At 70.7% G+C, this 23,587-nt stretch carries 21 protein-coding genes and 1 pseudogene; 5 read left to right on the top strand and 17 right to left on the bottom strand.

The annotated features are described in order from the left end of the window. Nucleotides 1–194: 194 nt before the first annotated feature. The 5 genes from OG698_RS16950 to OG698_RS16970 form a co-directional block, all read right to left on the bottom strand. On the bottom strand, nt 195–2,441 hold the full coding sequence (locus OG698_RS16950; RefSeq protein WP_406111109.1) for a putative bifunctional diguanylate cyclase/phosphodiesterase: 2,247 nt from the start codon (nt 2,439–2,441) through the stop codon (nt 195–197). Nucleotides 2,442–3,130: 689 nt separating this feature from the next. After that, nucleotides 3,131–5,338: an NAD-dependent DNA ligase LigA gene (ligA, locus tag OG698_RS16955; protein ID WP_406103815.1), complete on the bottom strand. Its 2,208-nt coding sequence runs from the start codon at nt 5,336–5,338 to the stop codon at nt 3,131–3,133. 41 nt (nt 5,339–5,379) lie between these two features. Continuing rightward, nucleotides 5,380–6,384, bottom strand: coding sequence for a methionine synthase (locus OG698_RS16960; RefSeq protein WP_406103816.1), 1,005 nt, complete (start codon nt 6,382–6,384; stop codon nt 5,380–5,382). Nucleotides 6,385–6,449: 65 nt separating this feature from the next. Next, a complete protein-coding gene (locus OG698_RS16965) occupies nt 6,450–7,148 on the bottom strand; it encodes an SDR family oxidoreductase (protein ID WP_399971918.1) in 699 nt (232 codons plus the stop codon). Nucleotides 7,149–7,155: 7 nt separating this feature from the next. Next, nucleotides 7,156–7,719, bottom strand: a complete 564-nt coding sequence (locus OG698_RS16970) for a TIGR00730 family Rossman fold protein (RefSeq protein WP_399971916.1) — start codon at nt 7,717–7,719, stop codon at nt 7,156–7,158. A gap of 52 nt (nt 7,720–7,771) precedes the next feature. Between OG698_RS16970 and OG698_RS16975 the strand changes: the two genes are divergently transcribed. Both OG698_RS16975 and OG698_RS16980 read left to right on the top strand, forming a co-directional pair. Further along, on the top strand, nt 7,772–8,095 hold the full coding sequence (locus tag OG698_RS16975; RefSeq protein WP_356285871.1) for a DUF427 domain-containing protein: 324 nt from the start codon (nt 7,772–7,774) through the stop codon (nt 8,093–8,095). Nucleotides 8,096–8,136: 41 nt separating this feature from the next. Then, on the top strand, nt 8,137–8,931 hold the full coding sequence (locus tag OG698_RS16980) for an alpha/beta fold hydrolase (protein ID WP_406103819.1): 795 nt from the start codon (nt 8,137–8,139) through the stop codon (nt 8,929–8,931). Between the two features lie 4 nt (nt 8,932–8,935). Here the strand turns inward: OG698_RS16980 and mnmA are convergent, their stop codons facing one another. Then, a complete protein-coding gene (gene mnmA / locus OG698_RS16985; protein ID WP_406103821.1) occupies nt 8,936–10,066 on the bottom strand; it encodes a tRNA 2-thiouridine(34) synthase MnmA in 1,131 nt (376 codons plus the stop codon). An 84-nt stretch (nt 10,067–10,150) separates the two neighbouring features. On the opposite strand from mnmA, the gene OG698_RS16990 reads away from it, so the two are divergent. Then, nucleotides 10,151–10,855: an N-acetylmuramoyl-L-alanine amidase gene (locus tag OG698_RS16990; RefSeq protein WP_406103822.1), complete on the top strand. Its 705-nt coding sequence runs from the start codon at nt 10,151–10,153 to the stop codon at nt 10,853–10,855. Nucleotides 10,856–10,892: 37 nt separating this feature from the next. Here the strand turns inward: OG698_RS16990 and OG698_RS16995 are convergent, their stop codons facing one another. The 3 genes from OG698_RS16995 to OG698_RS17005 form a co-directional block, all read right to left on the bottom strand. Continuing rightward, nucleotides 10,893–12,062, bottom strand: coding sequence for a cysteine desulfurase family protein (locus OG698_RS16995; RefSeq protein ID WP_406103824.1), 1,170 nt, complete (start codon nt 12,060–12,062; stop codon nt 10,893–10,895). 79 nt (nt 12,063–12,141) lie between these two features. Continuing rightward, complete coding sequence (locus OG698_RS17000) at nt 12,142–12,468, bottom strand: hypothetical protein (RefSeq protein ID WP_399971909.1); 327 nt, start codon at nt 12,466–12,468, stop codon at nt 12,142–12,144. A 72-nt stretch (nt 12,469–12,540) separates the two neighbouring features. Beyond that, nucleotides 12,541–12,702, bottom strand: coding sequence for a hypothetical protein (locus tag OG698_RS17005; protein WP_165914619.1), 162 nt, complete (start codon nt 12,700–12,702; stop codon nt 12,541–12,543). Nucleotides 12,703–12,816: 114 nt separating this feature from the next. Between OG698_RS17005 and OG698_RS17010 the strand changes: the two genes are divergently transcribed. Beyond that, a complete protein-coding gene (locus OG698_RS17010; protein WP_326773996.1) occupies nt 12,817–13,434 on the top strand; it encodes a TetR family transcriptional regulator in 618 nt (205 codons plus the stop codon). A gap of 79 nt (nt 13,435–13,513) precedes the next feature. Then, a complete protein-coding gene (locus OG698_RS17015; protein WP_406103827.1) occupies nt 13,514–14,371 on the top strand; it encodes an alpha/beta fold hydrolase in 858 nt (285 codons plus the stop codon). Nucleotides 14,372–14,448: 77 nt separating this feature from the next. On the opposite strand, the pseudogene OG698_RS17020 reads toward OG698_RS17015, so the two are convergent. The 8 genes and pseudogenes from OG698_RS17020 to OG698_RS17055 all read right to left on the bottom strand — a co-directional run. After that, nucleotides 14,449–14,709 (bottom strand): annotated as a pseudogene (locus OG698_RS17020) (DNA-binding transcriptional regulator); the annotation flags it as partial. Between the two features lie 353 nt (nt 14,710–15,062). Further along, complete coding sequence (locus OG698_RS17025) at nt 15,063–15,917, bottom strand: thioesterase family protein (RefSeq protein WP_406103829.1); 855 nt, start codon at nt 15,915–15,917, stop codon at nt 15,063–15,065. Between the two features lie 66 nt (nt 15,918–15,983). Beyond that, complete coding sequence (locus OG698_RS17030; protein ID WP_399971902.1) at nt 15,984–16,655, bottom strand: trimeric intracellular cation channel family protein; 672 nt, start codon at nt 16,653–16,655, stop codon at nt 15,984–15,986. A 53-nt stretch (nt 16,656–16,708) separates the two neighbouring features. After that, entirely contained in the window at nt 16,709–18,154 is a 1,446-nt protein-coding gene (locus tag OG698_RS17035) for a M1 family metallopeptidase (RefSeq protein WP_406103831.1), read from the bottom strand. 95 nt (nt 18,155–18,249) lie between these two features. Beyond that, nucleotides 18,250–19,605: an ABC transporter ATP-binding protein gene (locus tag OG698_RS17040; protein ID WP_406103832.1), complete on the bottom strand. Its 1,356-nt coding sequence runs from the start codon at nt 19,603–19,605 to the stop codon at nt 18,250–18,252. An 8-nt stretch (nt 19,606–19,613) separates the two neighbouring features. Next, a complete protein-coding gene (locus OG698_RS17045; protein ID WP_406103833.1) occupies nt 19,614–20,714 on the bottom strand; it encodes an ABC transporter ATP-binding protein in 1,101 nt (366 codons plus the stop codon). Then, entirely contained in the window at nt 20,711–21,718 is a 1,008-nt protein-coding gene (locus OG698_RS17050) for an ABC transporter permease (RefSeq protein ID WP_100598291.1), read from the bottom strand. Before OG698_RS17050 ends, OG698_RS17045 begins: the two co-directional genes overlap by 4 nt. A gap of 72 nt (nt 21,719–21,790) precedes the next feature. Beyond that, nucleotides 21,791–23,563, bottom strand: a complete 1,773-nt coding sequence (locus OG698_RS17055) for an ABC transporter substrate-binding protein (RefSeq protein WP_406103835.1) — start codon at nt 23,561–23,563, stop codon at nt 21,791–21,793. Nucleotides 23,564–23,587: the final 24 nt, after the last annotated feature.

Here is a 23,587-nt window from a genome sequence, read left to right on the forward strand (position 1 = left end):
CGATCGCAAGGCGCCGGAGCGTCCTCGTGGCGGAGCCACGTGGACGATTCGGCAACGCGGCGAGCGTGCGTGCCGGGCGTCGCACGACAGACGGGAAGGGTACGACCGGCCCCAATCCTATGGGGCGCGGTGCCGTGCCTGTTAAACGGTTTCCCGTTCGGAGGTCCGCGAAGCCCCGGTCACCCCTGTACGGCTCAGTTGACCGTCTGTCCCGATGACTGGTCCTCGGCCTCTGCGGCGAGGACGGAGGGCCGCTGCCATCCGCGGGAGCCGCGCGCCCGCAGCCATGCCGTCGTCTCGTCCGGCGGCATCGCGGCGGCGACGAGCCAGCCCTGGACGGCGTCGCACCCGAGGTCGCGCAGGCGCTCCCAGGTCTCGTCGTCCTCGACTCCCTCGGCGACGACGAGCAGTCCGAGCGAGTGCGCCAGGTCGACGGTGCAGCGGACGATCTCCGCGTCCTCGTTGTCCACGGCGAGGCGGGCCACGAACGAGCGGTCGATCTTCAGCTCGCTGACCGGGAGGCGACGCAGGTGGACGAGGGAGGAGTAGCCGGTGCCGAAGTCGTCGAGGGACATCTTCACGCCGTGCCCGGTGAGCCCGGCGAGGGTGTCGGCGGCGCGCTGGGGGTCCTCCAGCAACACGTGCTCGGTTATCTCCAGCTGCAGGGCGCCCGGGGGGACGCCGTGCCGGGCGAGCCGCGCGGCGACCGCGCCGGCGAATCCCGGGGTGTGCACGTCCCTCGGCGACACGTTCACCGCGACCGGGACGCGCAGGCCCTGCGCCCGCCACCGGGCGACCTGCGCGAGCGCCGTCTCCAGGACGTACTCGGTCAGATGGGGCATGAGTCCGGACGACTCGGCGATGGCGATGAACTCGTCCGGCGGAACCTTGCCCCGCTCGGGGTGCACCCAGCGCACCAGCGCCTCGAGGCCGGCGACCTGTCCGTCGAAGCGGACCTTCGGCTGGTAGTGCACCTCCACGTCGCCCGCGTCGAGCGCGCGGCGCAGATCGCCGAGCAGGCCGAGGCGGTCGGGGGTGTTGGAATCCCGCTTCGACTCGTAGACCTCGACGCCCGTACGGTCGCGCTTCGCCTGGTACATGGCGACGTCCGCGCGGCGCAGCAGCCCTTCGGCGTCGAGCGCGTGGTCGGGGAAGACGGCGAGTCCGGCGCTGGCCTCCAGGACCAGCGTGAGCCCGTCCAGGTCGAGCGGGGAGCCGAGGGCGGCGACCAGGGTGCGCGCCACCCGGGTGGCGGATGTCGTGGAGTCGACCACGGGCAGGAGGACGGCGAACTCGTCGCCGCCGAGGCGTGCGGCCTCCGCCCCTCGGGGCAGGGCCATCCGGAGCCGGTCGGCTATCTGGAGCAGGAGCCGGTCTCCCGCGAGGTGTCCGAGGGTGTCGTTGACGGACCGGAAGCGGTCCAGGTCGATGAGCAGGAGGGCGCTGCGCGCGCCGATCCGCTCGGCGTCGTCGAGCGCGGTCCACGTCCGCTCCAGCAGCCACTGCCGGTTGGGCAGCCCTGTGAGCGGGTCGCGCAGCTGCTCCTCGGCGCGGGCCCGGGCGATCCACAGCGTCGAGTCGAGCGCGATGAGCGGGACGGCGAACAGCGGCAGCAGCACGGGCAGCGCGATAGCGACCACGCAGATCAGCGGGGCGATGCCGAGCAGCGCGACGCCGACGAGGCCCTGCCGGAGAAGGGCGGTGCGGGCGACGGTGGGCAGCCCGGAGGCACGGGGCGCGTGGACGTACCAGAGCAGGCTGCGGGTGACCGCGAGGTAGGCGGCCGCGACGAGCGCCACCTCGGGGGCGTTGAGAACCGTCCAGGTCTCCGGCTTCCAGGGGGACTCCACAGACGGGACCTGGCCGAACACGGCGAGCACGAGGGCGCCCGCACCGATGCCGATGATGTCGACCGCGCCGTGCAGGATGCCCTGGCGCCAGCGGTGCCGGCGGGCGATGCCGACGAGGACGACGACGGTGAGGCTGACCATGCCGGCGGGCACCCAGCCGTAGAGCAGCAGGACCGCGAGCGTTAAGGCCGCGCCCGAGCCGGTGCCGCCCCACCAGCGGTCGCGGCCGAGCGCGGCGAGGTGGCCGACGATGATGCCGGTCAGTACGGCGAGGGACCAGCCGGCGGCGCCGGACGGGAAGAGCGCGTGGCTGCCGGTGAAGGCGCGGTAGAAGCCGGTGCCGAGCACGGCGGAGGCGAGGGCGACGATCGCGAGGGGCAGCATGGGCAGCGCGCCGAGCCAGGAGCGCTCCCGGCCGTCCCCTTCCTCACCGAAGGCTCCGCCGAAGGTCCCGTACCCGCGGTTCGGCCAGCCGCCCGCGTCTCCCGCGCCGGCGCCCGTCCACCCGGAACCACCGTCAGCGGCGGCCCCGGTCCAGCCGGTCCCGCCGCTCACCGCCGCTCCGGAGCCGGTCCCGCCGATGGCACCGATGCCCGCCCCGCCGTTCGAACCCGGGGCGGGCCAACCGGACGCCACCGCACCGGATGCGGGGACGCCGTAGGCGCCGATCCCGGCCCCGCCGTTCGAACCGGACGCGGGCCAGCCGGGTGTGGGCGCCCCGGATCCGGCCGACGCGCCGACGGAGCCACTTCGTCCGCTCTCGCCCCGGGCACCGGAGCCCGCGCGACGGCGTGTACGCCCCGCGCCGCGGTCCCCGAGGGCCGCGCGCCACCCACCGCGCCTGGGGCGCCCGTCGCCCTGGTCCGTCTCGCCGGTGTCGTTGTCCGTCTCACCGGACTGGTCCGTCTCGTCCGGTCGCGGCACGCTGCGCGCGGCCGGCGCCGGGCTCGCGGTACCTCGCCACACGCGCCAGCGCGTGCGCAGCCGTGAGTCCGGAGCGGCGCTCTCGGTCGGTTCCATTCCCGTCCCTCTCACAGCCGGCGGTGCCCACGCCACGCGATCCGATGCGGACGACTTCCGTCAGCGGTACCGCGTCCTCGTTCTCCGCCCCGTGCCCGTCGTGGGCACGGGATGCCCCATCCGCGGCCGGGCACGGCAGGCGCACCCCTCAACAGTAGGCCGCAGAAGGCTTCCTGGGGCAGCGGTCGACCACGGTTGCCCGAATGCGCCCCAGCCACCCGTATGCATCTGGTATGCGCTGAACGGGTGGCCTTCAACCGCTACTCCTCGGTCGGAAGCGCAGCGTCCGCCGCCGCCTCCGGCCCCTGTTCGAGCAGGACGGCGAACCCGTCCTCGTTCAGAACCGGAACCTTCAGCTGCATCGCCTTGTCGTACTTGGAGCCCGGGTTGTCCCCCACTACGACGAAGGAGGTCTTCTTGGAAACGGAGCCCGTCACCTTGGCCCCTCTGCTCTGCAGGGCCTCTTTCGCGCCATCTCGGGTGTGGTGCTCGAGTGTGCCGGTGACGACAACCGTGAGGCCTTCGAGCGGGCGGGGGCCCTGGTCCTCGCCGGCGCCCTCCTCCTCCATCCGGACCCCGGCGGCCCGCCACTTGCGCAGGATCTCGCGGTGCCAGTCCTCCGCGAACCACTGCTTGAGCGAGGCGGCGATGATCGGCCCGACGCCGTCGGTGGCGGCGAGCTCCTCCTCGGTGGCCTGCTCGATGCGGTCGATGGAGCGGAACTCGCGGGCCAGGGCCTCGGCGGCGACGGGGCCCACATGGCGCACCGACAGGCCGGTGATGATGCGGGCGAGGGGCCGCTCCTTGGCCGCCGCGATGTTCTCCAGCATGGACAGGGCGTTCTTGCGGGGCTCGCCCTGCTGGTTGGCGAAGACCGTGGCGATCTTCTCCTCGCCGGTCTTCGGGTCCCGCTTCGGCAGTCCGCTGTCCTGGTCGAGGACGTACGCCCTGATCGGCAGCAGCCGCTCGATGGTGAGGTCGAACAGGTCGCCCTCGTCGGAGAGCGCCGGCTCGGACGGCTCCAGGGGCTTGGTGAGGGCGGCGGCCGCCACGTAGCCGAAGTTCTCGATGTCGAGGGACTTGCGGCCCGCGAGGTAGAAGAGGCGCTCGCGCAACTGGGCCGGGCAGGACCGGGCGTTCGGGCAGCGGAGGTCGATGTCGCCCTCCTTCATGGCCCGCAGCGGGGTGCCGCACTCGGGGCACTCGGCGGGCATCACGAACTCCCGCTCGCTGCCGTCGCGCAGGTCGGCGACCGGGCCGAGGATCTCGGGGATGACGTCGCCCGCCTTCCGCAGGACGACGGTGTCGCCGATGAGGACGCCCTTCTTCTTGACGACGTCCTGGTTGTGCAGGGTCGCGAACTCGACCTCCGAGCCGGCCACGGTGACCGGTTCGACCTGCGCGTACGGCGTGACACGGCCGGTGCGGCCCACGCCCACGCGGATGTTGACCAGCTTGGTGTTGACCTCCTCCGGCGGGTACTTCCAGGCGATGGCCCAGCGCGGCGCGCGCGAGGTGGAGCCGAGGCGGCCCTGGAGGGGGATCTCGTCGAGCTTGACGACGGCGCCGTCGATCTCGTGCTCGACGATGGAGTGGCGGTTCTCCCCGTAGTGGGCGATGAACTCCCGTACGTCCTCGATGCTGTCGACCACCCTGTTGTGCCGGGCGGTGGGCAGTCCCCATTCGTGCAGCAGCTCGTAGGCCTGGGAGAGGCGGTCGATGTCGAAGCCCTCGCGGGCGCCGATGCCGTGCACGACCATGTGGAGCGGCCGGGTCGCGGTGACGCGGGGGTCCTTCTGGCGGAGCGAACCCGCCGCCGCGTTGCGCGGGTTGGCGAAGGGCTTGTCCCCGGCCTCGACCAGGCGCGCGTTGAGCTCCTCGAACCCCTCCATGGGGAAGAAGACTTCGCCGCGGATCTCCACGAGCGCCGGGACGCGGTCGCCCTTGAGGCGGTGGGGGATCTCGGCGATCGTGCGCACGTTGGGCGTGATGTCCTCGCCGGTGCGGCCGTCGCCGCGGGTGGCGGCGCGGGTGAGCTTGCCGTCCTCGTACGTGAGGTTGACCGCGAGGCCGTCGATCTTGAGTTCGCACAGGAAGTGGTAGTCGGACGTGCCGACGTCCCGGGCGATGCGGTCCGCCCAGGCGGCCAACTCGGCGTCGTCGAAGGCATTGTCGAGGGAGAGCATGCGTTCGCGGTGCTCGACGGCCGTGAACGACGTGGACACCGGCGCGTACGAGCCCGCGACCTTCTGGGTCGGCGAGTCCGGGGTGCGCAGCTCGGGATACTGCTCCTCCAGCGCCTCCAGGGAGCGCAGGAGTTTGTCGAACTCGCCGTCGCTGACGACCGGCTGGTCCTTCACGTAGTACCTGAAGCGGTGCTCCTCGATCTGCTCGGCGAGCTGCGCGTGCTGCTCCCGTGCCGTCGTGGGCACCTCTGCGGGCTGTGCGTGCTGCTGTTCGCCGGCCACCGTCTCGTCCTCCCGTTTGTCCCTGTGCGGATCCCGAGCCGTCACTCTGGGTTGTCCGCGAGTGATCTCGCCGCCCGGACGCAGTGGGCGAGCGCGGCGCGCGCGTACGCGGGAGAGGCCCCCGCGAGACCGCACGACGGTGTGACCGTGACCGACTCCGCGAGGGAGCCGGGATTCAGCCCCAGCCTGCGCCACAGCGTCCTGACTCCCATGACGCTACCGGCAGGGTCTGACAATGGGCTGTCCGTGCCCGGCACGACACCGGCGAAGAGCCGCGTACCGGCCTCGACGGCCTCACCGATCGCGTCGTCGTCACGTTCGGTGAGCAGCGAGAAGTCGAAGGAGATCGCGTCGGCGCCCGCACGTCGCAGCAGGGCGAACGGGACGTCGGGGGCGCAGGAGTGCACGACGACGGGCCCGTCGTGGACCGAGACGACCTCGCGGAGCGTGCTCTCCACGAGCTGGCGGTCGACGGCGCGGTGGGTGCGGTATCCGCTGGCGCTCTTGACCTGGCCGCGCAGTACGGCGATGAGGGACGGCTCGTCGAGCTGGAGCACGATCTCGGCCCCGGGGACGCGGCGGCGCACGTCGTCGAGGTGGAGGCGCAGGCCCTCGGCGAGCGAGCCGGCGAGGTCCCGGCAGGCGCCCTCGTCGGACAGGGCGACCTCGCCGTTACGCAGTTCCAGGGCGGCGGCGAGCGTCCAGGGACCGACCGCCTGCACCTTCAACGGCCCCTGGTAGCCCTGCAGGAACTCCTCGAGCGCGTCCAGGTCCTCGCCCATCCAGGACCGGGCCCGCCGGGTGTCGCGGCCCGGCCGGTCCCCGAGCCGCCAGCCGCTGGGCTCCACGCGCGCGTACAGCTCGACGAGCAGTCCGGCGGTCCGGCCGATCATGTCGGCGCCGGGTCCGCGTGCGGGCAGTTCCGCCAGATACGGGAACTCCTCGACACTGCCGGTGACCGTCTTGGCCGCCTCGCGCGCGTCGCCACCGGGCATCGATCCGACACCGGTGGCGGGCCCCGGCCTGAACTTGCTGTTTTCGCTCACCCGCGAAGCGTACGTAACGGGGCCGGGGCCGGCTCAGGCGCAGGTGGACCGAGGCTCAGAAGGCGCTATCGGCCCGGGCGCACCGTGAGGTCGTTGACCTCGGCGTCGCGCGGCAGGTCGAGCGCCATGACGATCGTCGTGGCGACCGACTCGGGGTCGATCCAGCGGGCGGCGTCGTACGGCTTGCCCTCCTGCTGGTGCACCTTGACCTGCATCGCGCTGGCCGTGCGGCCCGGGTAGACCGACGTGACCCGCACGCCGTTGCCGTGCTCCTCCTGGCGCAGGGCGTCGGCGAGCGCCTTCAGGCCGTGCTTGGAGGCGGCGTACGCGGACCAGTCGGCGTGCGCGCTGAGGCCCGCACCCGAGTTGACGAAGATCACGTGGCCGTGGGCGACGCGGAGCTGGGGCAGGAGATGGCGGGTCAGTTCGGCGGGGGCGACCAGGTTCACGTTCAGCTGGTGGCGCCACGACTTGGGGGTGAGCTCGCCGACCGGGCCGAGGTCGACGACGCCCGCGATGTGCAGCAGCGAGTCCACCCGGTCCGGCAGCGACTGGTGCGAGAACGCCCAGGAGAGCTTGTCCGGGTCGGCCAGGTCGCCGACGAGGGTGGCCGCGCCGGGGAACTGGGCCGCGAGTTCCTTCGCGCGGGCCGCGTCGCGCGCGTGGAGGACGAGTTGGTCCCCGCGTGCGTGCAGACGGCGCGCCACGGCCGCGCCGATACCTGATCCGGCCCCGGTGATCACATGTGTTGCCATACGGGCCATGCTCGCATTAGAGCGTGCCGACTTCCGAGGCGGCAGCCGCTGACGGGTGCGTCTCCAGGTAGGCCAGCGCGCCGACGGGCTCCTCGGCGAAGAAGACGAGTTCGGTGAGCGGCACCGGCAGGAACCCCTCGTCGTCCATGCGCCGGAACTGCTCCTTGAGGCCGTCGTAGAAACCTGCCGAGTTCAGCAGGACGACCGGCTTGTCGTGCTTGCCGTGCTTCTTCAGCTCCAGGATCTCGGTGGCCTCGTCGAGCGTGCCCGCGCCGCCCACCATGATCACGACGGCGTCGGCCTTCTCCAGGAGCAGCGCCTTGCGTTCCGCGAGGTCGCGGGCGATGACCATCTCGTCGGCGTTCGCCCGCGCCAGGTCGGCGAGGAAGTCCACGGAGACGCCCACGAGGCGCCCTCCGGCCTCCTGCACACCGTCCGCGACGACCTTCATGAGACCACTCTCCGAACCGCCCCACACGAGCGTGTGGCCGCCCTTGCCGAGCAGTTCGGCGAACTCACGGGCGGGCCGGGTGTAGCGGTCGGCGAGGTCGGCGGCGGAGAGGAAGACGCAAATGTTCATGTCTCCTACCGTACGGGGGAAGAACGGCGGCCTCGCCGGTGCTGTCCCAGGTATGGCTGATGGACACACGATCACGATCGAGCAGGGCACCGGTTCCGTACGCGTGGTCCACGGCGGGGTGGTGCTCGCGCAGAGCGCCCGCCCGCTGCTGCTGCGCGAGACGGGCTGTCCGGTGCGTTACTACATCCCGCCGGCGGACGTCCGCACGGACCTGCTGACCCCGTCCGACACACAGACGTACTGCCCCTTCAAGGGAACGGCGTCCTACTGGTCGCTGCCGGACGCCCCCGACCTGGTGTGGGCATACCCGGACCCGAAGCCGGACGTGGCCGAGATCAAGGACCACCTGTGCTTCTACGAGGTGGAAAGCGTCTGACCGCGTGATGAGTTCCGCCGGGCGAGGGAGTCCTCACAGACGTGGACAAGAAGACGAACTCTCCCGACGGCACCGCCATCGCGTACGAGCGCACCGGCGCGGGCCCGGCGGTCATCCTGGTGAGCGGCGCCCTGTCGGCGGGCTCGTCGATGGAGCCGCTGGCGGCCCGGCTGAGCGGCGGACTCGGCGCCGTCCCGTACGACCGCAGGGGCCGCGGCGCGAGCGGTGACACGGCCCCGTACGCCGTCGCCCGCGAGGTGGAGGACATCGCCGCGCTCATCGACGCCGTGGGCGGCAGCGCGGCGCTCTACGGCATGTCTTCGGGCGCGGCGCTGGCCCTGGAGGCGGCGGCGAGCGGGCTGCCGGTGACCCGAGTCGCCGTGTACGAACCCCCGTTCGCGGTCGACGAAGGGGGCGGCAAGGAGCGCACGGAGTACACGCAGCAGCTGTCCGCACTCCTCGCCGAGGGCCGCAACGGGGACGCGGTGGAGCTGTTCATGTCGCTCACCGGCGCGCCCGCCGAGATGATCGCGGGCGCCCGGCGCTCGCCCTGGTGGCCGGACATGGAGGCGGTCGCGCCGACCCTGGCCTACGACAATGCCGCGATGGGTGACGGTCTGGTGCCGCGGGAGCGGCTGGCCTCGATCACCGTGCCGGTGCTCGCCGTCGCGGGCGGCGCGAGCCCCTCGTGGATGCGCGAGGCGGCGCGGACGGTGGCCGGGGCGGTGCCCGACGGGACGTACCGCACGCTGGACGGCCAGACCCACGCGGTGGATCCGGACGCGCTCGGTCCGCTGCTCAGCGACTTCTTCTCGGCGGGCCCGCGCACCCCGTAAGCGGCTAGGCAGCCGTCTTCGCGCGCGTGGTCGTCGCGATCGTCGCCGAGCCGACCACGCGCGTGCCGTCGTAGAGCACGATGGCCTGGCCGGGGGCGACACCGCGTACGGGTTCGTCGAAGGTGACGGTCAGGGTGCCGTCGATCAGCTCCGCCGTCACCGGCGTCTCGTCGCCGTGGGCGCGCAGCTGCGCGGTGTACGTGCCCGGTCCCGTGGGAGCCGTGCCGCACCAACGGGGCTTGATGGCGGTGAGGGCGGTGACATCGAGAGAGCCGACGGGGCCGACCGTCACCGTGTTGTTCACCGGCGAGATGTCCAGGACGTAGCGCGGCTTGCCGTCGGGGGCCGGGGTGCCGATCCGCAGGCCCTTGCGCTGGCCGATCGTGAAGCCGTACGCGCCCTCGTGCGTGCCGACCTTGCTCCCCGTCTCGTCGACGATGTCGCCCTCTGCCTTGCCCAGGCGCGACGCGAGGAAGCCCTGGGTGTCGCCGTCCGCGATGAAACAGATGTCGTGCGAGTCGGGCTTCTTGGCGACCGCGAGGCCGCGCCGCTCGGCCTCCGCGCGGATCTCGTCCTTCGTCGTGACCGTGTCGCCGAGCGGGAACAGGGCGTGCGCGAGCTGGCGGTCGTCGAGCACTCCGAGGACGTACGACTGGTCCTTGGCCATGTCGGAGGCGCGGTGCAGCTCGCGGGTGCCGTCCGCGTGCTCGACCACCTTCGCGTAGTGGCCCGTGGCGACCGCGTCGAAGCCCAGGGCGAGCGCCTTGTCGAGGAGCGCGGCGAACTTGATCTTCTCGTTGCAGCGCAGGCACGGGTTCGGGGTGCGCCCGGCCTCGTACTCGGCGACGAAGTCGTCGACGACGTCCTCGCGGAAGCGCTCGGCGAGGTCCCAGACGTAGAAGGGGATGCCGATGACGTCGGCGGCCCTGCGGGCGTCACGGGAGTCCTCCACGGTGCAACAGCCGCGGGCTCCGGTGCGGAACGACTGCGGGTTCGCGGAGAGGGCGAGGTGGACGCCCGTCACGTCGTGGCCCGCTTCCGCCGCGCGGGCGGCGGCGACAGCGGAGTCCACGCCGCCCGACATGGCGGCGAGGACGCGAAGGGGGCGGGTGCTCTGCGGGGTCTGCGAAGTCATAGCTCTAACAGGGTACGGGGCCGCGGGAACCGAATCCCGCGAGTATCCGTTGTGGATCTCGTACGACGTGAACGGGGGCGGGTCGTGGGAGCACAGGGGAAGTCGCGGCAGAAGTCCGGGGGCCGCGCGAAGCGCGACGGTGACCGGGGGGTCAGCCGGCGGACGCTGCTGATCGGAGGCGCGGCGACAGCCGTCGGTGTGGGCCTGCTCGCCCGCAGCGACCTGGCGCACATGTGGTGGCAGATGCCCGGCATGGACAAGCCGCGCAAGGCCGGCGAGGTCGACTTCAGGGGCGCGGAGTGGGTGGCCGCGGCGGCGGCGAACTGGCGGCGGGCGGACCGCCCCGCCGACTACACGATCGACCGCGTGATCATCCATGTCACACAGGGCAGCTATCAGGGGACGCTGAAGGTCTTCAAGGATCCGTGGCACGGGGCTGCGGCGCACTACGTGGTGCGCAAGGACGGCCACATAGCGCAGATGATCCGCGAGCTGGACGTGGCGTTCCACGCGGGGAACAAGGAATTCAACGAGCGCAGTGTGGGGATCGAGCACGAGGGGTTCGTGGACCGCCCGGCCGACTTCACGGACGCCATGTACGCGTCCTCCGCGCGGCTCACCGCCGGGATATGCAGGCGCTACGGGATACCCGTCGACCGGCAGCACATCATCGGGCATGTCGAGGTGCCGGGCACGGACCACACCGATCCGGGCCCGCACTGGGACTGGGACCGGTACATGGGCCTGGTGAAGCGCGCCCATGAAGAGGGGCGCACGGCCAAGGCGTAAGGCGTCCTGGCTCAGCCGCGTCAGCCGAGCCCGGCCGTCAGCTCAGCCCGGCCGTCCTGGCCCGCTCCACCGCCGGTCCGATCGCGTCCGCCACCGCTGCCACGTCCGCCTCGGTCGACGTGTGGCCGAGGGAGAAGCGCAGGGTGCCGCGGGCCAGGTCCGGGTCCGTGCCGGTGGCCAGCAGTACGTGGCTGGGCTGCGCCACACCGGCCGTGCACGCGGAGCCGGTGGAGCACTCGATGCCCTGCGCGTCCAGGAGCAGCAGCAGGGAGTCGCCCTCGCATCCGGGGAAGGTGAAGTGGGCGTTGGCGGGCAGCCGGCCGCCGGGGGCCGGGTCGCCGCCGAGGATCGCCTCGGGGACGGCCGCGCGCACGGCGTCGACCAGGTCGTCGCGCAGTCCGCCGATCTCGCGGGCGAACCACTCACGCTGTTCGGCGGCGAGCCGTCCGGCGACGGCGAAGGCGGAGACGGCCGGCACGTCGAGCGTCCCGGAGCGCACATGCCGCTCCTGGCCGCCGCCGTGGAGCACGGGTACGGGGGTGTACTCGCGGCCCAGGAGGAGCGCCCCGATGCCGTACGGGCCGCCGATCTTGTGGCCCGAGACGGTCATCGCGGCGAGGCCGGACGCGGCGAAGTCGACGGGGATCTGACCGAAGGCCTGGACGGCATCGGCGTGCAGCGGGACGCCGAACCCGGCGGCCACGTCGGCGAGTTCACGTACGGGCTGGATCGTGCCGATCTCGTTGTTCGCCCACATGACGGTGGCGAGGGCCACGTCGTCGGGGTTGCGGGCGATCGCCTCGCGCAGGGCGTCCGGGTGCACGCGCCCGTACGCGTCGACGGGCAGGTATTCGACGGTGGCGCCCTCGTGTTCGCCGAGCCAGTGCACGGCGTCGAGGACGGCGTGGTGTTCGACGGGGCTGGCGAGGACGCGGGTGCGGGCGGGGTCCGCGTCGCGGCGGGACCAGTACAGGCCCTTCACCGCGAGGTTGTCGGCCTCGGTGCCGCCCGAGGTGAAAACGACCTCACTGGGGCGGGCGCCGAGGGATTCGGCGAGGGTCTCGCGGGACTCCTCGACGGTGCGTCGGGCGCGCCGGCCTGCTGCGTGCAGCGAGGACGCGTTGCCGGTGAGGGCGAGCTGGGCGGTCATCACCTCGACGGCCTCCGGGAGCATCGGAGTGGTCGCGGCGTGGTCGAGGTAAGCCATGGTGGGCTCGATTCTACGAGCCCCTGTCCCGGTGCTCCGCGCCGCGTGGGGTCCCGTCCCACGCAGAGCGTCGAAGGGGTCAGCCCGTGAGGCTCCAGGACAGCGTGTGGTCGGTCGCGACGAACGCCGCGAGGACCGCCAGGTCGGCGATTCCGAGCCCGAGTCCGAGCAGCGCACGGCCACGGCGGGCGGTGCCGCGCAGGAGGGCGAGGCCGGCGAGCACGATGGCGATCGGGCCCAGGAAGAGGTTGAGGACGAGCAGTCCGAGCAGCCCGAGGACGAACGAGGCGACGGCCATTCCGTCGGCGTCGCGCGCACCGGTGCGGGGCTGCTCCGCAGGGGCCGTCCCGGCCACGGCGTCGGTGTGGGTGCTGGTGCCGGTAGTGGTGTCAGCGGTGATGTTCATGGTGGTACCCCCTCTTGGTTCAGGCGTGATCAGGCGAGATCAGGCGTGATCAGGCGTGATCAGGCTGATGGATCAGTGCTGGTGGCGTCGCCGGGCGGTCCGCTCGCGCACGGCGAAGACAACCAGCCAGATGCCGATGACGGCGGCGGCGACGAGGGTGACGGGAAGAGGCGCGTGGGCCACGGAGCCCAGCGCGACGCCCAGCAGAAGCAGGGCGGCTACGAGGAACAGCATGAGTGCCTCTCATGGTCGGGTCGGTGACAGTTGGGATTACAACCGTTCACTGACTCATGAGTCTAGCGCGCACGCGGCTTCCGAATTACAGAGAACAAGTGTTAACTGCATGGCATGAGTCACACCCTCGGCATCCGGCAGGCCCAGAAGCAGAAGACCCGACAGGCGCTGCTCGACGCGGCGTTGGAGCTGCTCGAGGACCAGAGCCTGTCGAGCCTGGGGCTGCGCGAGGTCACCCGGGCCGTCGGGGTCGCGCCGACCGCGTTCTACCGGCACTTCGACTCGACGGCCGAGCTCGGCGTCGCGCTCGTCGAGGAGGCCCTCGGCAGCCTGCACGAGACGATCACCACGATGCTGACCACGACGGGCAGCAACGAGGAACGTCTGGGGCGGACAGTCGAGTTGATCGCCCGTCTGGTCCGCACGCACCCCTCCCACGTGCGCTTCATCGCGCGTGAGCGGCACGGCGGCGTCCAGCGCGTGCGGGACGCCATCGGCGGGCAGCTCGCGCGGTTCGCCGAGGAGGTGGCCGAGGGTCTTGCCGCGGACCCGGTGTCCGCCGGCTGGAGCCAGGACGACCTGCGGATGCTGGCGTGGCACTACGTCGAGCACATGGTGATGACCGCGTCCGTCTTCCTGGAGACCCCGCCGGAGCGCATGGACGCGGCGATCGACGTCGCCACACGGCAGTTGCGCCTCGTCAACCTCGGCCGGGCGCACTGGCTGGACTGAACGCCGCCGGCCGCAGGCCACCACCACCGGCGCCCAAGTCCCCGCACCCCCGGCCGGGACACGCTCTAGCCTGAAGAGCATGACCGCCGACTGGAATCTCGACCGCTCCTGTGCCAGTTCGTCCGGCGACGTCGCCTGGGCCGCGCTCGGCCCGGCGGACGCGCCGCCGGTCGTCCTCGTCCACGGCACGCCCTTCTCCTCGTACGTCTGGCGCGGCCCGGCCCGCGCGCTCGCCGCCCGGCATCGCGTCTACGTATGGGATCTGCCCGGGTACGGCGCCTCGGCGAAGCACGACGGTCAGGACGTCACCCTCGCCGCCCACGCCCGTGTCCTGACCGAGCTGCTCGGGCACTGGGGCCTGGACCGGCCCGGCGCCGAACCCGCCGTCGTCGCCCACGACTTCGGCGGCTGTGTCGCCCTGCGCGCCCGGCTGCTGCACGGCGCGCGCTACGAGCGGCTCGCGCTCGTCGACCCGGTGGCGCTCGCTCCATGGGGCTCCCCCACGTACCGCCATCTCGGCGCGCACGCCGACGTGTTCGCCCAGCTCCCGCCGGCCCTGCACGAGGCGCTCGCGCGCGAGTACATCAGGTCGGCGAGCCACCAGGGCCTGCACCCGGCCACCCTCGACCGGCTGGTCGCCCCCTGGTGCACGCCGGAGGGACAGCCCGCGTTCTATCGTCAGATCGAGCAGAACGACCAGCGCTTCACCGACGAGATCCAGGGCCGGTACGGGGAGTTGGACCTGCCTGTGCTGATCTGCTGGGGCACGGAGGACACCTGGATCCCGGTCGCGCGCGGGCACGAGCTGGCGAAGCTGATCCCCGGCGCCGAACTGCGGCTGATCGAGGGCGCGGGGCATCTCGTACAGGAAGACGCGCCGGCCGAACTGACCGGCGCTGTCACGGAGTTCCTGTGGGCGGACCGTACACGGCCGTGATCGTGGCGCCCGCAGCGGGAGAGTTCCGCACGGATCTCGGGCGGGTCGACGACCTGCACGTTGTCGGCGAAGGAGAGGAGCAAGCGGGCCTCGCGCACCTCCCCGTAGCCGAGGTGCACGGTGATCCACTCGCTGCGGCCGTCGCCGTCGGGCGGCGCGGTCAGCGCGTTGCCGCACAGCCGCAGGAACAGGTCGAGGTGAGTGCGCCGCACGCGCGCGGTGACCTCGACGGCCTCCGGCCTGTCCTCGACCTGGCGTTTCAAAACGGCCCAGGCATCGGCCAGTTGGACCCCGGGGCGCCGCCGGACGGACGCGTCGGTGAGGGTCGCCTCGCGCACCCGGCCCGGGCGGAACAGCTGGGGCCTGGCGCGCAGTCGGCGACGAGGTACCAGACCCGGCCGACGCGCGGCACGCTGCGCCGCCGGGCTCGCCTCGACCGGGACGCCCGCCGCTCTACGACAACGGGCTCACCTCGACCCGGAGCGCGCCGCTACGGCCTTTCGTTTGGATCGGGCCGGATCAGGGAGCGGGGTCATGGAGTCCCCCCTGCTTGAGCGCAGCCGAGAGCTTGGGAGAGTCGGCGACTGACGACAACGCCGCGAGGTGCGGCACCAGGCCCCGCGAGCCCGGCATGATCCAAGCGAAGGGCCCCAGGGCTCCGGGCTCGGCCCACCCGGACCCGCCGCCCCGTTCAGCTCAGCTTTGCGCGCGCGAGCTGCCGGGACTGGGCCACCAGGCGGTCCTCGCTGTCCCAGACCTCGGCGTCCTCCTCCAGGAAACCCCCCGCGAGATTACGGGTGGTGATGGAGACGCGCAGGGGGCCGGGGGCGGGGCGGCAGCGGACGTGGACGGTCAGTTCGACCGTCGGGACCCAGCCGGTCAGGCCCATCTCGAACGCGGTCGGCGGCAGCGCGTCCACCGCGAGGAGCAGGGAGAGCGGGTCCGCGTCACGCCCGTCCGCGAGGCCGAACCAGGCCCGCATCTCGCCCTTGCCGGAGGGCGAACCGATCGCCCAGCCGAGCGTGGCCGGGTCGAGCTTGAGGGCGAGCCGCTCGGTGATGGCGGAGCTGCCCTTGATCGGCGTGGGGCCGTCCTGCGCGCCGAAGCACTGCTCGACCGGCGGGAGGTGCGGGGGCTTCGCGGTGGTACGGACGTCGTCCGGGAGCGCGTCGAGGTCACCGTAGGAGGCGAGGACACGGATCCGCTCGACCTCGGCGCCCTCGTCGTCGTACTGGAAGAGGGAAGCCTGGCCGGTGGAGAGAGTGCGGCCGGTGCGTACGACGTCGGTCCTGATCACGGCGGGACCGGGCCGGGACGCGGTCAGGTAGTGCGCGGAGATGGTGAACGGGTCGCTGTGCGGCAGCGCGTCGCCGAGGGCGCGGCCGAGCACGGCGAGCAGGTAGCCGCCGTTGACGGCGCTGATGATCGTCCAGCCGGCCGAGAGGTCGATGTCGTACACACCGGGCTCGCGCCGGGTGACCGCGGTGTCGCGGTCGAACTCGCTGTCGCCGATGACCGCCTGCGCGGCGGGCGATACCTGTGCCATGCAGGTACGGTACAACAGGAAACTACTAAGCGGTAGCTTTTGCGTCGAAGTACATAACAGCCCAGGTCAGGGCGTCTCCTCCGGCACCTCCGTCGCCGACGACCTGCGGTGCCAGGCCCGTGGCGCCCGCCAGTGGTAGCGCATCGCGAGCAGCCGCAGCACGAACGCCGTGATGACCGCGGCGCCGCTGCTGAACGCGGACAGCGCGTCGAAGCGGATGCACAGGACGATGATCGTCGAGCCGACGATCGCCGGCACCGCGTACAGGTCGCGGTCCCAGCGGACCAGGGACGGGACCTCGTTGGCGATGATGTCGCGCAGCACACCGCCGCCCACGGCGGTCGTGAGGCCGAGCGCCGCGGAGGCCGTGAGCCCGAGCCCGTAGTCGTACGCCTTGACCGTGCCGGTGACGCAGAACAGGCCGAGGCCGGCCGCGTCGAAGATGTTCACCGCCACCTGGGTGCGCTCCACCTCGGGGTGCAGGAAGAACACGAGGCCGGCGGCGACCAGCGGGGTCAGGAAGTAACCGAGGTCGGTGAACGCGGCCGGCGGGACGGCGCCGATGATCACGTCGCGGAACAGCCCCCCGCCCAGCGCGGTGACCTCGGCGAGCACGGCGATGCCGAAGACATCGAAGTTCTTGCGGACCGCGAGGAGAGCGCCGGAGATCGCAAAGACGAAGATCCCGATGAGGTCCAGCCAATGCTGGACGGAGGGGGTGAAGAGTTCCAGAAGCACCCGACATTCTTACGCACCGCCCGGTGCCCCCCGAGCCAGGTGTGACGGGTGGCCTACAGCGCGGGCTTGCCCTTCGTGTAGAGCCACGTCCGGAAGAGGCCGCCGAGGTCCTGCCCGGAGACCTTCTCGGCGAGGCGGATGAAGTCGGCGGTCTGCGCGTTGCCGTAGCGGTGCGTGGAGGTCCAGGTGCGAAGGAGCTTGAAGAAGTCCTTGTCGCCGATGCGCTCGCGAAGGACCTGGAGTGTCATCGCGCCGCGGTTGTAGACGGCGCTGTTGAACATGGTGTCGCGCTGCGGGTCGGCGATGACGCTCTGCCAGAAGGACGAGGTGGCGGGGACGGAGTTGTATGCGGCGAGGAAGGAATCGTGGGCCGTGGTACGCCCCTTGTGCTCGTTCCACAGCCAGGGCCCGTAGCTCGCGAAGCCCTCGTTGAGCCAGATGTCCTTCCACTGGCGCACCGAGACGGAGTCGCCGAACCACTGATGGGCCAGCTCGTGCACGATCGTGCCCTCGGAGCGGACGGCGGAGTAGCTCGGCTTGGACTGGGTCTCCAGGGAGAAGCCGGCCTGCGGCATGTCGTCGACGACGGCGCCGGTCTCCTCGAACGGGTAAGGGCCGAACACCTGCGACCAGTAGTCGGTGACCTCGGCCGTGACGCCGTACACGTCGACGTTGTTGCTGTCCTTCAGGACCGGGTCGATGGCGACGTAGATCGGGATGCCCGAGGGGGTCCTGCCGGTCTTGACGTCGAACTTCCCTATGGAGGCGGTGGCGAGGTAGGTCGCCATCGGCCGGGACTCGCGCCAGTGGTGCACGGTCTGCCCGCCCCGGACGTCGTACGTGTCGACGAGCCGGCCGTTGGAGACACCCGTCAGACCCTTGGGCGCCTTGATGCGGATGTCGTACGTCGCCTTGTCGGAGGGGTGGTCGCTCGAGGGGAACCAGGTGGAGGCGGCGTTGGGTTCGCAGGCGACGAAGACGCCGTCGTCGGTCTTCATCCAGCCGTAGTCGGAGCCGAAGACGATGGGGCCGTTGAGCGCCTCCGGGACGCCGCCGTAGGTGACCGTGACGGAGAAGGTGCGGTGGTCGCGGATCGCGTCGCGCGGGGTGACGCGTATCTCGTCGCCGGAGCGCGTGAAGTGGGCGCGTCTGCCGTTCACTTCGACCGAGGCGACGGTCAGCTTCTGGAGGTCCAGGTCGAAGGAGGAGAGGTTCTGGGTGGCCCGCGCGGTGACGGTGGTGACGCCGTCGAGGCGGTCGGTCGCGGGGTCGTAGGCCACGTTCAGGTCATAGTGGGTGGCGTCGAAGCCGCCGTTGCCGAGCTGCGGGAAGTACGGGTCGCCGATGCCGTCCGAGCCGGGGGTGGGGGCCGGGGCCGCGGCGATCAGACAGAACGAGGCGGCCGCTGTCACAACCAGGGAGCCGCGCATGGCGCGTCGCTTGAGGGTGGTGGGAGACGGGCGGGACGCCGCCAGACGTGCCGAACGGGAGAGTGCCATGAGTCGTCCCTTCGCGCGTGTTCCGATGTAACGGACACGCAGACTCTGCACTCTCCCGTCAGGGCATGTACATGACCTGCTCGGTCAAATCCCCGCTATGTGTCCGACGACCCCTGTGCCTCGTCCGTCCCGTCCGCGTCACCCGCGTCGTCCGACGGCTGTACGTCACTGTCGTCACCGGCGTCGGAAGCCGCCTCGGGAGCATCGGCAGGCTCCTCGGCCGGCTCCTCAACCGAATCCGCAGCCGACTTCTCGGCCGCCGCCTCGGCCGGCACCTCGGACACGTCGTCGGCGTCATCCGCCTCGGTCCGCGCCAGCGTCACCACCTCGATCGCCTCCTTGGCGACCGCGAGCAGCTTGGTGTCGTCCGGGGCCTGGTCCTCGGCGTTCTCCGGGTGGTGGCAGGCCACTTGGCGCCCGGGGGCGAGCTGGATCAGCGGCGGTTCGGCCGTCTTGCAGATCTCCGTCGCCTTCCAGCACCGCGTGTGGAAGCGGCAGCCGCTCGGCGGCGAGATCGGCGAGGGCACGTCGCCCTTGAGCAGGATCCGCTCGCTCTTGGCACCCCGGCGCTTGGGGTCCGGGACGGGCACCGCCGACATCAGGGCCTTGGTGTACGGGTGCATCGGCGCCTCGTACAGCGAGGTGCGGTCGGCGAGTTCGACGATCTTGCCGAGGTACATCACCGCGATGCGGTCCGAGACATGGCGGACGACGGAGAGGTCGTGCGCGATGATCACGTACGTCAGGCCCAGCTCGGACTGCAGGTCGTCCATGAGGTTGACGACCTGAGCCTGGATCGACACGTCGAGCGCGGAGACCGGCTCGTCCGCCACGACCAGCTTCGGCTTGAGCGCGAGCGCGCGGGCGATGCCGATGCGCTGGCGCTGGCCGCCGGAGAACTCGTGCGGGTAGCGGTTGAAGTGCTCGGGGCTGAGGCCCACCAGCTCCAGGAGGCGCTGGACCTCCTTCTTCACCCCGCCCTCGGGCTCCACGCCCTGGAGCCGGAACGGCGCCGAGACGATCGAGCCGATGGTGTGCCGGGGGTTCAGGGAGCCGTACGGGTCCTGAAAGATCATCTGGATGTCCCGGCGCAGCGGGCGCATGCCCCGCGTGCCGAGGCGCGTGATGTCCTGGCCCTCGAACTCGATCTTGCCGCCGGTGGGTTCGATCAGCTTCGTGATGACCCGGCCCATGGTCGACTTGCCGCAGCCGGACTCGCCGACGACGCCCAGGGTCTCGCCCTTGCGGACCTCGAAGTCGATCCCGTCGACGGCCTTCACCGCGGCGACCTGCCGCTGGAGGAGCCCCTTCTTGATCGGGAAGTGCTTGACCAGGCCCTCGACCTTGAGCAGCACCTCGCGGTCCTCGGGGGACGCCGCCTGCGCGGGAACCGTGGCCGCCTTGGTGGCCGCCGCTGTGTCCCCTGCGTCTGCCTTCTTCGTCTCGCTCACGGGCTCACTCACAGCTTCGGCGCAATCTCTTCGGTCCAGATCCGCGTACGGTCCTCCGGGCTGAGGTGGCAGGCGGAGAAGTGGTCGCTGCCGACCTCGTGCAGCTCGGGCCGCTGGGTGCGGGTGATGCCGCCCTTGGGCAGGTCCGCGTACGGGCAGCGCGGGTGGAAGGCGCAGCCCGAGGGGACGTTGATGAGGGACGGCGGCTGGCCCTTGACGGGGATGAGCCGCTCGGTCTGCTCACGGTCGATGCGCGGCATCGATCCGAGCAGGCCCCAGGTGTACGGGTGCTGCGGCTCGGCGAAGATCTTGTCGACGGGACCGCGCTCGACGCAGCGACCGCCGTACATGACCAGGACCTGGTCGGCGATCTCGGCGACGACACCCAGGTCGTGGGTGATGAGGACGACCGCGGACTCGAACTCCTTCTGCAGATCCCTGATCAGGTCGAGGATCTGCGCCTGGACGGTGACGTCGAGGGCGGTGGTCGGCTCGTCCGCGATGAGCAGCTGGGGGTTGTTCGCCAGCGACATCGCGATCATCGCGCGCTGGCGCATACCGCCGGAGAACTCGTGCGGGTAGCTGTCGACGCGCTTGGCCGGCTCGGGGATGCCCACGCGGTCGAGCAGTTCGACGGCCCGCTTGCGCGCGGTCTTCTTGTTCACGTCGTTGTGGACGCGGTACGCCTCCACGATCTGGTTGCCGACCGTGTAGTACGGGTGCATCGCGGACAGCGGATCCTGGAAGATCATCGCCATCTCGCGGCCGCGGAGCCGTCGGACGTCGTCCGGGGCGGCCCCGATCAGCTCCTTGCCGTCGAGCCAGATCTCGCCGGACATCTTCACGTTCTTGCCGCGCGCGCCGAGCCGGTGCAGGCCCATGATCGCCAGCGAGGTCACGGACTTGCCGGACCCCGACTCGCCCACGATGGACAGGGTCTGGCCCTTCTCCAGCTTGAAGCTGAGCCCGTCGACGGACTTGACCAGGCCGTCGTCGGTCGGGAAGTGCACCTTGAGATCGCGCACTTCGAGGAAGGCGGTCGGGGGCTTGGCCGGGCCCGCGGCCACCGGCTCGCCCACGGCGGCACCGGTTTTGGACAGTTCGGTCACGAGAGCCTCACCCGCGGGTCGGCGGCGGCGTAGAGAAGGTCCACCAGGAGATTGCAGAACACGACGAAGAACGCGGCGAGCAGCGTCACGCCGAGGACCTTGGGCAGGTCGTTGTCGGTGATGCCCTGGACGGCGTACTCACCGATGCCGTGCAGGGAGAACACGTTCTCGGTGATCACGGCGCCGCCGAGCAGCAGACCGACGTCCATACCGAACACGGTGATGATCGGGGTCAGTGCGGCACGCAGGCCGTGCCGGCCCACCACGGTGCGCTCGCGCAGACCCTTGGCACGCGCGGTGCGGATGTAGTCCTCGTTCATCGTCTCCAGCATGCCCGAGCGGGTCAGCCGGGCGTAGATCGCGGAGTACAGCAGAGCGAGTGAACACCAGGCAGGGAAGAGGGTGTTGGCCCACTGTGCCGGGTTCTCCGTGAGCGGTACGTAGGTACGACCGAAGATGGGGATCTGGTAGGTGAAGACCAGGAGCGCAAGCTGGCCCGTGAAGAAGATCGGCAGCGAGACACCGGCGAGGGCGACGCCCATGAACGCGCGGTCGAAGAACGAGCCGGGCTTGAGCGCCGAGATCACACCCACCGTGACACCGGACAGCAGCCAGATGACCGCGGCACCGGCGGCCAGGGACAAGGTGATGGGCAGCCGGTCGGTCAGCTCGGGCCACACCGCGACGTGGTTCTTGAAGGAGTAGCCGAAGCACGGCGCGTTGCAGTGGACCGTGGTGGGGCCGAGGTCGTAGGTGGACCCCGCGAAGATCCCCTTGATGAAGTGCCAGTACTGGAGGTAAACGGGCTCGTCCAGGCCGAGGTTGTGCTTGACCGCTGCGATGTCCGCGGCCGAGGGACTCTTGCCGATGTACTGCTGCGCGAGCTGGTCGGCGGTCTGGCCGGCCATTCTCGGCAGCAGGAAAAAGATGCCAAAGGTGACCGCGGTGACGACCAGCAACAGGATCACTGCCGCGATCAACCGGCGGATGATGTACGAGATCACGGGGACCGGCGCTGGTGCCCGCGGACCGTGCGGCCCGCGGGCACCAATGCCTTCACCTGCCTTCCGGGGCTGCTACTTCTTCGTGGTGCCGATGTTGAGGTAGTCGTACTGCCCGCTGAAGGCGGCCGTGGACACCAGGTTGGTGGCGTACGGCGAGCGGTACAGCAGGACCTTGAAGTAGGTCAGCGGGACGAGCGCCGCGTCCTCCATGGCCTGCTTGTCGATCTGCGCGTACAGCTTGTTGCGCGTGGCCTCGTCGGGCGACCCGATGGCCTCGGCCAGCAGCGAGTCGACCTTCTTGTCGTCGAGCTCCGACAGGGCGGTGTTACCGGAGGCACCGACCGCCTTGCTGTTCAGGATCTGCTGCAGGAAGCCGTAGCCGGAAGGCCAGTCGGCACCCCACTGCATCATCATGATGCCGACGTTGTTCTTCTGGTTGAACTTCGGGACGCCCGCGTAGTCGGTGAAGTACTTGCCCGACGGGTACTGCTTCAGGCTGGCGTTGATGCCGACCTTCTTCAGCGACTCGATCAGCGCCTGGGCGCCGGAGACCTCTTCGTCACGGTCGCTGCGCGCCGTGATCGTGGTGTTGATCTTCTTCTCGCCGCAGGCCTTCAGGGCGTCCTTGGCCTTGGCCACGTCACCCTTGTTGCCGCTGGTGGCGTAGACGTCTTCCTTGGCGTAGCCCGTGATGTCCGGGGGCAGCACCGTCGTGGCGACGTCACCGCGGATGGGACCGCCCTGGGCGGTCTGCACCGAGACCTTGTCGATGGCGTACTCGACGGCCTTGCGGCACTCGACGTTCGTGAACGGCTTCAGCTTGGTGTTGATCGCCGCGTAGACGAGACGGCCGCCGAAGGCGTTGTCCGTGTTCGCCATCTTCGACTTGTCGTTGACCAGCTGCGCCTGCGTCTGGGTGTCGACACCCTTGCCCTGCAGGTCGATCAGGGTGTCGCCGGACTGCAGGTCCTTGTCGATCGTCTGCTGGTTGACCTTCAGGTTGACGACGATCTTGTTCGGGTACTGCTTGCGCAGCGGGTCGGACTTCGGGTCGAAGTTCTTGTTGCGGACCAGGACGGCCTGCTTGCCCTCCTGGTAGCTCTGGAACTGGTACGAGCCCGAGGACACGATGTGCTTGACGTAGTCGATGCCGTCGTCCTTGGCCTTCGGCACCGGCGCGGTCTGCGGGGTGGCGACCAGGTAGTCGAACTCCTGGAAGGCCTGCTTGAGATGGAAGACGATCGTGGTGTCGTCCGGCGTCTCGATGGACTTCAGGCCCTTGTCGCTCTTGTCCTTGTAGGGGCCCTTGTACTTGTCACCGCCCGCGAGGAACTGCTGGAAGTAGTTCGGGCCGAGGGAGAGCACGTCACGCGCGAAGTTCGAGCGCTCGACCGCGTACTTGACGTCCTTCGACGTGATCGGCGAGCCGTCCTGGTACTTCAGACCCTTGCGGATCGTGTACGTCCAGGTCTTGCCGCCGTCCGACTGCTTGCCGGGCGCCGAGGCGAGGTCGGGGACGAGCGTGTTGCCCTTCTCCCCCGCGTCGGGCTTGAACGTCATCAGCGGGCGGGCGTACAGCCGGCTGAAGTTGTACATGTAGGCGTAGTACGTGTTGCCCGGGTCGAACGAGTCGGGGACGTCCGACATCGCGTAGGTGACCGTGCCGCCCTTCTTCGTCGAGGCGTTGACGAAATCCTTCGTGGCGGCGTTCGCACCGGCCGACTTGTTGTTGTCGCCCGAGCCGTCGTCGGCCTTGCTGCAGCCGGCGAGCAGCAGGCTCACGCTGCCGATGGCCGCGACCGCGGCGATAGATGACCTTCGCATGATGGTCGGAATCCCCTCCATTGTCGGAAACTTGTGGAGCTCTCG

Source organism: Streptomyces sp. NBC_01003 (genome assembly GCF_045162695.1).
In the GTDB taxonomy this organism is placed as follows: Bacteria; Actinomycetota; Actinomycetes; order Streptomycetales; family Streptomycetaceae; genus Streptomyces.

Excerpts from the sequence above, each read along its gene's own strand:
- OG698_RS17035 (WP_406103831.1), bottom strand. The coding sequence starts at position 18,154 with ATGGCACTCTCCCGTTCGGCACGTCTGGCGGCGTCCCGCCCGTCTCCC.
- OG698_RS17000 (WP_399971909.1), bottom strand. The coding sequence starts at position 12,468 with ATGAACATCACCGCTGACACCACTACCGGCACCAGCACCCACACCGAC.
- OG698_RS16970 (WP_399971916.1), bottom strand. The coding sequence starts at position 7,719 with ATGAACATTTGCGTCTTCCTCTCCGCCGCCGACCTCGCCGACCGCTAC.
- OG698_RS16995 (WP_406103824.1), bottom strand. The coding sequence starts at position 12,062 with ATGGCTTACCTCGACCACGCCGCGACCACTCCGATGCTCCCGGAGGCC.
- OG698_RS17010 (WP_326773996.1), top strand. The coding sequence starts at position 12,817 with ATGAGTCACACCCTCGGCATCCGGCAGGCCCAGAAGCAGAAGACCCGA.
- OG698_RS17005 (WP_165914619.1), bottom strand. The coding sequence starts at position 12,702 with ATGCTGTTCCTCGTAGCCGCCCTGCTTCTGCTGGGCGTCGCGCTGGGC.
- OG698_RS16965 (WP_399971918.1), bottom strand. The coding sequence starts at position 7,148 with ATGGCCCGTATGGCAACACATGTGATCACCGGGGCCGGATCAGGTATC.
- OG698_RS17025 (WP_406103829.1), bottom strand. The coding sequence starts at position 15,917 with ATGGCACAGGTATCGCCCGCCGCGCAGGCGGTCATCGGCGACAGCGAG.
- OG698_RS17015 (WP_406103827.1), top strand. The coding sequence starts at position 13,514 with ATGACCGCCGACTGGAATCTCGACCGCTCCTGTGCCAGTTCGTCCGGC.
- OG698_RS16975 (WP_356285871.1), top strand. The coding sequence starts at position 7,772 with ATGGCTGATGGACACACGATCACGATCGAGCAGGGCACCGGTTCCGTA.
- OG698_RS17055 (WP_406103835.1), bottom strand. The coding sequence starts at position 23,563 with ATGGAGGGGATTCCGACCATCATGCGAAGGTCATCTATCGCCGCGGTC.
- mnmA (WP_406103821.1), bottom strand. The coding sequence starts at position 10,066 with ATGACTTCGCAGACCCCGCAGAGCACCCGCCCCCTTCGCGTCCTCGCC.